The following is a 9519-nucleotide window of genomic DNA, read 5'->3' on the forward strand; positions in this document are numbered from 1 at the left end:
AGTGGACCTTGGAAGGACCCCATCGTGGCGGAGCCGGCGAGCCAGCAACTCGACACCAACACCCCGCACTCCGCCAGGTTGTGGAACTACTGGCTGGGCGGCAAGGACAACTTCCAGCCCGACCGCGACGCCGGTGACGCGATCGCCGGGATGCTGCCGTCGATCGTCACGCTCGCCAAGGAGGACCGGAAGTTCCTGCGCCGCTCGGTGGAGTACATGGTCGCCGACGGCGGGATCCGGCAGATCCTCGACATCGGCACCGGGCTGCCCACCGCCGACAACACCCACCAGGTCGCGCAGCAGGTCGCACCCGAGACCAAGGTGGTGTACGTCGACAACGACCCGCTGGTCCTCGTGCACGCCCGCGCCCTGCTGGCCGGCACCCCGGAGGGCGTGACCTCCTACGTGGAGGCCGACCTCAACGACCCCGCCTCGATCCTGGCGGCGGCCCGCGACACCCTCGACTTCGACCAGCCCATCGCGCTGACCCTGCTCGGCATCGTGCACTTCATCCGCGAGGACGACCGGGCCCTCGCCGTCGTCCGCGAGCTGGTGGAGGCGCTGGCGCCCGGCAGCTACCTGGCGATCGCGCACGGCTGCCACGACATCAACACCGACGAGGCGCACCGCATCGTCGACTTCTGGAACGAGCGCGGCACCCCGAAGATCAAGTATCGGAGTGCCGCGGAGATCACCGCCTTCTTCGACGGCCTGCGCCTGCTCGAGCCGGGCGTGGTCCCGTGCAACCGCTGGCGCCCGGACGACACCACCGGCGACGAGGACGTCAATCAGTACTGCGGGGTCGCGATCAAGGAGTGACCCTCAGGCGCAGGCGGAGCCGTTCAGGGCGTACCCGGTGGGCGGCCCGCTGTTGCCGGTGTGCGTGGCCTGGAATCCGAAGCTGACCGACGCCCCCGGCGCCACACCGCCGTTGTAGGACACGTTGGTGGCCGTGACCTGCCCGGACGTGGGTGAGTACGTGGCGTTCCAGCCGCCGGTGATGTTCTGGCCGGCGGGCAGGGCGAAGGTCAGCCGCCAGCCGTTGACCGCCACGCTGCCGGTGTTGGTGACCGCGATGTTCACGGTCAGCCCGCTGTTCCACGCGTTGACGGCGCTGGTGACCCGGCACGCGCCGGTCTGCGGCGCCGAAGGGCTGGGGGACGAGGGGCTGGGGGACGAGGGGCTGGGCGAGGCCGGGCTGGACGGCGGGTTCGACGGCTGAGTGCTGCCGAACTGGCTGAAGAACTGCCACACCTCGGCGGACACCCACGACGTGGACGAGTTGCGGTCGGTCGGCAGCGGCACGTGGTCGCCGTCATGGGCCGCCCACTGGACCGGATATCCGGCCCGGCACCCGGAGTACGCGGTGGTGATGTGGGTTCCGCTGTTCTGCGCCGGCTCCGGCGGGTTCTGCGCGGTGCAGCCGTTGGCGCGGACGAAGTTGTCCCGCAGCGACCGGCCCTGGGAGATGTTCAGAACGCTGTCCCGGGTGCCGTGGACACCGAAGTAGGCGACCGGCTGCGAGACCGAGGAGCACCCGCTGAGGTTGGCGCCGGCAATCGGCGCGACCGCCCGGAACACGGTGGGCCGGGCGCACGCCAGGGCGTAACTCATGGCGCCGCCGTAGCTGAAGCCCAGCGCGAACCGCTGCGACGTGTCCACGCACAGGTCGTTCTCGACCGTTCGGAGGATGTCGTCGACGAGCGTGACGTCGCGGCCGCCGGTGTTGGCCCAGCCCGCGTCGAGACCCTGGGGCGCCACGAAGATCGCGGTGTTGCCGGAGCGCTGCTGCAGGCCGTAGAACCCGTTGCCGACGACGTCGTTGGCGCTGCCGTTGAGCCAGTGCAGCCCGACGACGAGCCGATAGGACTGGTTGCTGTTGTATCCGGACGGCAACCGGAGGATGTACGTGCGGGCCCGGCCGCCGCTCTGGATCGTGTAGGTGCCGTCGCGCAGCGTCGGTGTCCTTCCGCATCCGGCGGTCGCCGCCTGGGCACCGCCTCCGCCGGCCAGCACCGCCGCGCCGGCCGTGATCAGCATCGCCGCGACGGCGAGCACCACACCGCGGTTCCCTCTTCGCTCTGCCATGGACCAGCACCATACGGGAGCGCTCCCATGCACGTTGAGCTGCAAATATCGATAGTCATGAAAGACTTGCAGTTCACCGCACGGGCGCGCCACATATAACAGTTTTCGGACTGGCGGTTTCGGCAAATGGCACGGGATAAGGCGAACGGCCCGCCGGTTCCGGCCGAGTGCGCGAGCCGGGCACCCGACCGGCTGTGTGAGACTGCCCCGCGTGAAAAATGTGGACCGGCGTAAGCGCTTCTTCGTCATGGCCGTGGTGGCGTTCGCGTCCATCCTGTTCGTCGCGCTCGTCGCCGGAAAGGTGCTGAGCGGCGGCGGCGAGGACGACGTGGCGGCCGGGCCCCAGTTCATGCCGGGCGCCTCCGCACCGGCGGCGGGCGCCCCGCCGGCCGGAGCGAACCCGTCCGGGCCGTCCGCGCCGGCAGCGTCGGCCACACCGGCGAAGAAGAAGACCAAGTCCTCGCCCGGACTGACCACCCAGCCGGTGGACGCGGTCGACGGGCGGGAGGCCGGCGTCTACTACCGCACCTGCGCCGAGGCGAAGCTGGCCAAGGCCACGCCGCTGCGGAAGGGCACCGAGGGCTACCGCACCGAACTCGACCCCGACGGCGACGGGATCGCCTGCGCCTGACGGCTCAGCCGAAGCGCCCGTTGACGTAGTCGGCGGTCCGCGGGTCGACCGGCGCACCGAACATCTGCTCGGTGTCGCCGGACTCCACGATGTGCCCTGGCGTGCCCTGCTCGGCCAGGAAGAACGCGCACCTCTGGGACACCCGGGCGGCCTGCTGCATGTTGTGCGTGACGATCACGATGGTGACCTCGGCGGCCAGCTCGCTGATCGTCTCCTCGATGCGGCGGGTCGAGGTCGGGTCCAGGGCCGAGCACGGTTCGTCCATGAGCAGCACCTCGGGGCGTACGGCGAGGGAGCGGGCGATGCAGAGCCGCTGCTGCTGGCCGCCGGAGAGCGCGCCGCCGGGCTGGCGCAGGCGGTCACGCACCTCCTTCCAGAGCCCGGCCCGGCTCAGGCTCTCCATCACCAGGTCGTCGCGCTCGCGCCGGGTCGACCGGGTGCCGGTGAGCCGCAGGCCCGCCACCACGTTGTCGTAGATGGACATGGCCGGGAACGGGTTCGGCTTCTGGAACACCATGCCGATCCTCCGGCGGGCCTCGGTGACCTTGATCCGCCGCTCGTAGATGTCCTCGCCGGCCAGGCGCACCGAGCCGGCCAGGGAGGCACCGGGCACCAGCTCGTGCATCCGGTTGAGGATCCGCAGGAACGTGGACTTGCCGCAGCCGGACGGCCCGATCAGCGCGGTCACCATGCGAGACGGCATGGCGAGCGAGACCCGGTCCAGGACCTTGCGGTCGCCGAACCAGGCGGACACGTCCTCGGCGTCCAGGGCGCGCAGGTCGGGCATGAGGGCGGTTTCGGTCACGGCGCACCGGTCCTTCGGGTCAGATCAGGTTGGGCAGCAGGCGGGTGGCCGCACCCGCGACGAGCAGGCCGGTCACGGTCAGGACGGGCAGGCCGATCAGCCAGGCGTGCCAGGGGCTGAGCCGGCGCCGCAGCCAGGACACCGCGAGCGCCGCGGCCAGCAGCAGCTCGCCCCAGAGCACGAGCGGCACCAACGCGATCAGGTCGATGCCCATCACCTGCTCGGAGGCGGGCAGCAGGGCCGTGGCGACGGCGACCGGCGGGGTCTGCTGGACGGGCGACGTGAGCTTCGCGTCGACGCGGAGCACGTCGACCGGCACGTACGCCTGGCCGTCCCCGGTGATCAGGGTGAGCCGGCCCTCCCCCGCCGCCGGTGCCGGCGGCTGGGGTTCCCCGGCCCGGCGCACGCCGAGCACCTGGTACGTGTGCTCACCCTGCCCGGTGACCACCGTGACGGTGTCACCGCGGCTGAGTTCGCCGACCCGGGCGAACGGGCCGTCGTACCCGGCGCGGCGGCCCATCAGGATGCTGACGCCCGCCTGACCGGGCAGGACGGTGTCCCGCCGATGGCCGGGACCGCCGGTGAGCACCTTGCCGGTCGTGCCCTCGAAGACCACCTCACGCATCCCGATCGCCGGGATGGACAGGATCGCCACGGCCGTGCCGGAGTCCGCGGGTGGCGAGCCGACCGGCGCGGTGGCCCTGGCCAGTTCGGCCCGGAAGTCGGCGTAGGCCACCTTCTGCGCCCGGTCGTGCGAGAGGGAGCCGACGACGGTGAACTGGGCGGCGAAGCCGAGCATCACCACGGCGAGGATGGTCAGGGCGGTGCCGGCGAGGCGTACCGGAAAGGGTCCTTCGTCCTCACGCACCGGAGCCGGCGGCGAAGCACCGACCTCCGCCGCCGCGGGCGCGGCCGGCGGCGCCGCGCTCTCCAGGACCGTCACGAGCGTGGCGCCCCGGCCGGTCGCCGACCGGCGGCGACCAGAACGACACCCGCGGCGACCAGCAGCAGACCGACCAGGAGCAGGCGGTCGGCGGAGGGCGGCCCGGTGATCGGGAGCGTGGCGGCGACGGTCGTGGTGGGCGTCGGGCTCGGGGTCTCGGTGGCCGTGGGCGTCGGGTCCGGGTCCTCGGTGGAGGTCGGCGTCGGATCCGGTGTGGCCGAGGTCGACACCGTGGCCGACGGCGACGGGGACGCCGAGGTGGAGGTGGAGGCCGACGGCGTGGCCGAGGCCGACGTGGACGGGTTGGCGCCGCCGCTGCCGTACTCGGTGGCGGAGACGAACGTGACCGTCCCGGTGAACGAGGCCTTCACGTCGACGAGGAACGTGTCGATGCAGTGCAGGGTGATCAGATAGTCGCCGGGTGTGATCGTCACCTTCCGGTCGTCCGCGGCGTCCTTGAAGCTCATCTTGAACTGGACGTCGAACGGGCCGGTGGTGGAGAAGTTGACGCTCTGGTTGTCCACGATCACGAACGGCTCGGCGAACACCGGCCCGGTGAGGAAGGCGATGTAGCCGTCCGCGGTGTCCGGGCAGCCCGCGGAGGTGCGCGCCTCCGGCGCCAGGACATCGGTGCCGGTCGGTGGTGCGAAGGTGAGGGTGCCGATCACGTCGGCGGAGGCGGGCGGCGGCAGCAGCGCCACCGCGGCGGCGGCGGAGACGAGGGCCACGGCGGCCCAGGCCCGGATCGTACGCAGCACGGGTCATCCCTTCCGGGAGGTCGTGGAACGGCGGCCGTACCGGCGTCCCGTTTCGAAGGCGAGCAGGACGGCGGTGGCCGCGGCGATCCAGCCGACCGGCGGGCGGGCGGATTCGGCCGCCGGCGGGGCGGCGGCCAGGACGTCGCCTGTTCGGTACGTCGTCGGCGTGGTGAAGGTCAGCGAGCCGGAGAACGTCGCGAACACCTCGCCGCTGAAGCCGTTCGTGCAGTACACGGTCACGTCGTAGGGGCCGTCGAGGGTGGTGCGGTTGTCGGTCGCGAAGTCCTTCATGGTCTGCGCGAAATAGACGTCGAACCCCTCCGCCCGGGACAGCCCGGCACCCGTCGGGGCCGTCACCACCTGCCCGTCCACGGGGAAGCCGTGCCCGCGCGCCACCGCGTGGTAGCTGTCCGCGGGCTCCGGGCAGCCGGCCGAGGTCCGTACCGTGATCGCGGCCGTGTCGATGCTCTCCGCCGGGTCGAAGGCGAGGCCACCGGCCGGCGCGCCCAGCAGGGCCGCCGCGGACACCGTGGCCAGCACGGCCTCAGCCGGCCACACGGTCGCGCCGGCGCCACCGCCGGAATCCGAACCGGGCGCCCACCAGCAGTGCGATCGCGAGGACGGCGGCCAGCAGGGTCCACGGCATCGCCCAGAAACCGCGTTCCCTGGTCACCGCGACGAGCTGCAGCTTCTGGTCGCCGGCCTGGGCCAGCGGGTCGGCGTGGACGGCACCGGTCAGCCAGATCGCGGGCAGCGCGCCGGCCACCTCGGCGGTGACGTCGACCGCGTCGCCGGGCAGGATCTCCGCGACGTCGGTGATGCCCTTCGCCGTGCGCTCGCCGCCCCAGAGGGTACGGACGGTCACGGTCTGACTGGCGCCGACGCGGACGTTGCCGGTGTTGCGTACCCGGTAGGTCAGCGTCGTGCGGCCGCTGCGGAACGGGTTGCTGTTCGGGTGGTACCGCGCACTCAGCTTCTCCACCGTGAGCCCCGGCTCGAGGGTGCCGCTGACCCGCAGGTAGATGCGGGCGCCGACGCGCTGGTCCACGGCCACGCGGTTGCCCTCGGCGTCGGTCTGCACGGACGCGAGCGAGGCGACGACGCCGGCGCTGTGGTCGCCGGGTGTGGCGTTCTGCGGGACCTTCAGGGTGAACGGCACGACGGTCCGGCCGCGGGCCGGTACCTTCACCGAGTTCTTCGACAGCGTCACCCAGGCACCGGCGTCGTCGGACGTGCCACCCCCGGCGAGCACGTCGAAACCTCCGGTCGGCGTGGTGAACGCGTCGTTCGCGTACACCCGCAGGGTGATCGGCCTGGTGCCCGCGTTGGAGATCTCCACCTGGTCGGTGAACACACCGCCGGGCGTGGCCGCGTACGCGAAGGTGGACCGGTCGTCCGGGCCGGACTTGCCGGTGGGCCGGACACCGAACGTGACCCGGCCGTTCTCACCGCCGGGTGCGGCGGCCGCCGGGCTCCCGGCCAGGCCGAGCGTGACAAGAATGCTGAGCAGTGCCGTGACCGCACGCCGCATGGTGACCGTCCTCAGGGTCGTGGGGTGGTGCGGGACGGCAGGCGGCCGTCCCGCACCGGGGTGGATCAGATGGCGGTGATCGTGAGGGTGGCGGTGTAGGTGCCGGCCACGGTGGTGGTCGGCGCCTGCAGCGACACGGTGGCGTTCACGTGAGCCGTGCCGATGCCCTTGCCGCCGGCGGCGACGGCGAGGGTGCGGCTGCTGGCCAGGCCGAGACCGGACGGAGCGGCCGCGCCGGGCGCGATCGCGGCGGCCGGGTCGACCTTGGCACCCGCGGTGACCTCCTGCGACGGCGACTGGTCGAGGACCTTGGGCTGCCAGCCGAGGTTGGCGGCGTTGATCGAGTTGCTGCCGTTGGCGAAGTTGGACACCTGGCCGGAGACGTTCCAGCCGAGGTTCCCGGCCCGGGTGTCGGTGACGGTGATCGCGTTGAGCGTGCCGCCGGTGGTCAGCTTGGAGGCGTCCGACGCCAGCGCCGGCGCGGGCAGGACGACCGGGTTGTTGCTCTCCACGCTGACGCTCAGCGCGCCGCTCTCCACGGTGGTGGAGAGGGTCTGCGAGGCGGAGCCGCCGGTGAACGGGGTGACCGTCAGCGGCAGGGCGGTCGACTCGGAACCCGCGTAGGCACCGGAGTCGGCGGGCACGAACCGGGCCGTGAAGGAGTGGTCACCCGCCTCGAGGCTGCTGGTGGTGAGGGTGGCCTCGCCGTTCACGACGGTGACCGCGGCGCCCAGGTTCTGGCCGCCGTCGGTGAACTGCACCTTGCCGACCGCGGCCTTCGGTACGACCAGGGCGGACAGGGTGACCGGGGTGAACTTCTCCACCGGGCCGGACGGGTTGACCGCCAGGGCGGTCGCGGTGGCGGTGGCCGGTGCGGCCTCGACGACCAGGGTGGTGGCCGGCGAGGTGGAGCCGCTCACGCCGTTGGTGGTGCTGGTGAACACGGCGGTGAGCTGGTGGCTGCCGGCGGCCAGCGCCGACGTGGTCAGCGTGGCGGCACCGCCGGAGACGGCGACCGGCGCGCCCAGGGCGGCGCTGCCGTCCTTGAACTGCACGGTGCCGGTGGCGGTGGCCGGCGTGACGGCGGCCCGCAGGACCACCGGGCTGCCCGCGGACACCGGGCCGGTCGGGGAGACGCTCAGGGCGGTGGTCGACGGCTCCGACTGGTTCGGGTCGGTGCTCTGGTACGCCGTCGCCGAGGTGAACCAGAACGCACCCGTGAAGGTGCCCTTCACGTCGCCCAGGAAGGTGTCCACGCAGTTGACGGTGATGTCGTACTCACCCGGGACGATCGTCGTGCCCAGCTCGGTCGCGGCGTCCTTGAAGCTGAGCCGCAGCTGGATGTCGAACGGGCTGGTGGTGGAGAAGTTGACGTCCTGGGTGGCCACGATCAGGTAACCGGCCGAGAACGCGCCGGGACCGGTCAGGTAGGCGTTGTAGCCGTCCGCGGTGGACGGGCAGCCGGCCGAGGTGCGCACCTTCGGCGCGAGCAGGTCGGTGCCGGTGGCCGGGTCGGCGGTGACCGAGCCGACGGTTCCGGCCGGCGGCGCGGCCTGCGCCGGGGTGCCGATCAGGGTCAGGGTGGCCGCCACGGCGGTGGCCAGCGCGACCCCGAGGGTACGGGACTTGAGTCGCATGAGAGTCAACTCGCCTTTCCGTTACGGGGTACGCAGGGTCGTGGAGCCACAGGACGGGTGCGCCGCGAAGCCGTACTTCTTGATCGTGGTGCTGTTCTCGCAGACCTTCGAGGTGGGGCCGACGAAGACGCTCGCGACCGGCTCGGTGGTGAGCTTGGCGGTGGGCACGACGTTGTAGACGTCGCGGGCCATCGTCGAGGACGGGTTCAGCACGGTCGGCGCGATGCCGTCGAGCTGGCCGAGCACGGTCTTGCCGTGGATGTCCGGCACGACCTGGCCGGTCTGCGCCAGGTACTGGGCGATCGAGTACGGCACGATGTGCTTGGTGTCGGTGATCAGCGTGCCGGCGTTCTCCTGCAGCGGCTTACCGGTCGAGTCGAGCTCGCCGATGCAGGTGTGGTTCGGCGTCTGGGTGAAGTTCGCCGCGTCGGTGAAGCCGAGCGACCGCAGGAAGAACGAGCGGGTGCCCGAGCCGAACTGCGGCAGCAGCGGCTTGAAGTTGGCGCCGGCCGCGCAGTTGTAGACGGTGGTGAGCTGCGCCTTGGTCAGCTTGCGGGAGATCGCACCGTCCTCACGGACCGCGTACGTGACCGCGTCCACCCCGAACGGGATGTAGGTGAGGTTCGCGCCCGCGTACGACTGCGAGTTGTTGCTCGACGTGCGCGCGAAGTCGAGGCAGTTGTTGCCGGCGTTCAGCGAGGCGACCAGGGCCGTGACACCGGCGTTCGAACCGGCGGGCCGGTTCATGTCGCAGCCGGCCTCCTTGGTCTTGATGGCGGTGCTGCCGAACGCGTCGTAGGAGGCGATCTGCTTGGTGCCGTTCGCGCTGGTGACGATCTCCGAGAGGCCGTTCATGACGCCCTCGGTGGTGTCCGAGCCGACACCGGCCAGCTCACGGTAGGTGGGAGCGCCTGCGGGATCGGCCTGTGCCGGGGAGCTGGTCACGGCGAGTGCCGCCACCAGCCCGATCCCGATCACAGCCAGGAACCGTTTGTTCTGCACTGCGGCTATCCTTTTCTCTGCGATCGCGTGCCGGACTCGCGTCCGGCCGCACCTTCCGGCAGCTTCCGGCTGCCGGTGCTGTGGCCAGGAGTGACCGCTCCTGGCCACAGACGTCTGTGGGTGA

General features: G+C 71.7%; 10 protein-coding genes. 2 read left to right on the plus strand and 8 right to left on the minus strand.

All coding sequences use genetic code 11. The features are described 5' to 3' along the window. Positions 1 to 24: 24 nt before the first annotated feature. Positions 25 to 819, plus strand: a complete 795-nt coding sequence (locus AB0M02_RS33615; protein WP_364234319.1) for an SAM-dependent methyltransferase — start codon at positions 25 to 27, stop codon at positions 817 to 819. Between the two features lie 3 nt (positions 820 to 822). Here the strand turns inward: AB0M02_RS33615 and AB0M02_RS33620 are convergent, their stop codons facing one another. Beyond that, positions 823 to 2088: a cellulose binding domain-containing protein gene (locus tag AB0M02_RS33620; protein ID WP_364234322.1), complete on the minus strand. Its 1266-nt coding sequence runs from the start codon at positions 2086 to 2088 to the stop codon at positions 823 to 825. Positions 2089 to 2299: 211 nt separating this feature from the next. On the opposite strand from AB0M02_RS33620, the gene AB0M02_RS33625 reads away from it, so the two are divergent. Continuing rightward, positions 2300 to 2719 carry an excalibur calcium-binding domain-containing protein gene (locus AB0M02_RS33625; RefSeq protein ID WP_364234325.1) on the plus strand — a complete coding sequence of 140 codons (420 nt, stop codon included), beginning with the start codon at positions 2300 to 2302 and terminating at the stop codon, positions 2717 to 2719. Positions 2720 to 2723: 4 nt separating this feature from the next. Here the strand turns inward: AB0M02_RS33625 and pstB are convergent, their stop codons facing one another. From pstB to AB0M02_RS33660, 7 genes are all read right to left on the minus strand, one after another. Beyond that, the gene (gene pstB, locus AB0M02_RS33630; RefSeq protein ID WP_364234500.1) at positions 2724 to 3506 is read right to left on the minus strand and encodes a phosphate ABC transporter ATP-binding protein PstB; all 783 of its coding nucleotides are present in this window, start codon (positions 3504 to 3506) and stop codon (positions 2724 to 2726) included. A 37-nt stretch (positions 3507 to 3543) separates the two neighbouring features. Further along, positions 3544 to 4467 (minus strand): sortase, encoded by a 924-nt coding sequence (locus tag AB0M02_RS33635; protein ID WP_364234328.1) that lies wholly within the window; start codon positions 4465 to 4467, stop codon positions 3544 to 3546. Further along, entirely contained in the window at positions 4464 to 5225 is a 762-nt protein-coding gene (locus tag AB0M02_RS33640) for a hypothetical protein (RefSeq protein WP_364234330.1), read from the minus strand. The genes AB0M02_RS33635 and AB0M02_RS33640 overlap by 4 nt, the downstream gene beginning before the upstream one ends. A 3-nt stretch (positions 5226 to 5228) precedes the next feature. Continuing rightward, positions 5229 to 5765: a hypothetical protein gene (locus AB0M02_RS33645; RefSeq protein ID WP_364234333.1), complete on the minus strand. Its 537-nt coding sequence runs from the start codon at positions 5763 to 5765 to the stop codon at positions 5229 to 5231. A 4-nt stretch (positions 5766 to 5769) separates the two neighbouring features. After that, positions 5770 to 6756: a DUF916 domain-containing protein gene (locus AB0M02_RS33650; RefSeq protein ID WP_364234335.1), complete on the minus strand. Its 987-nt coding sequence runs from the start codon at positions 6754 to 6756 to the stop codon at positions 5770 to 5772. A 65-nt stretch (positions 6757 to 6821) separates the two neighbouring features. After that, positions 6822 to 8393, minus strand: coding sequence for an Ig-like domain-containing protein (locus AB0M02_RS33655; protein ID WP_364234338.1), 1572 nt, complete (start codon positions 8391 to 8393; stop codon positions 6822 to 6824). Positions 8394 to 8414: 21 nt separating this feature from the next. Further along, positions 8415 to 9395 (minus strand): hypothetical protein, encoded by a 981-nt coding sequence (locus AB0M02_RS33660; protein ID WP_364234340.1) that lies wholly within the window; start codon positions 9393 to 9395, stop codon positions 8415 to 8417. Positions 9396 to 9519 lie beyond the last annotated feature (124 nt).

Source organism: Actinoplanes sp. NPDC051861, assembly GCF_040681145.1.
Taxonomy (GTDB): Bacteria; Actinomycetota; Actinomycetes; order Mycobacteriales; family Micromonosporaceae; genus Actinoplanes.

Excerpts from the sequence above, each read along its gene's own strand:
- AB0M02_RS33620 (WP_364234322.1), bottom strand. The coding sequence starts at position 2,088 with ATGGCAGAGCGAAGAGGGAACCGCGGTGTGGTGCTCGCCGTCGCGGCG.
- pstB (WP_364234500.1), bottom strand. The coding sequence starts at position 3,506 with ATGCCCGACCTGCGCGCCCTGGACGCCGAGGACGTGTCCGCCTGGTTC.
- AB0M02_RS33650 (WP_364234335.1), bottom strand. The coding sequence starts at position 6,756 with ATGCGGCGTGCGGTCACGGCACTGCTCAGCATTCTTGTCACGCTCGGC.
- AB0M02_RS33655 (WP_364234338.1), bottom strand. The coding sequence starts at position 8,393 with ATGCGACTCAAGTCCCGTACCCTCGGGGTCGCGCTGGCCACCGCCGTG.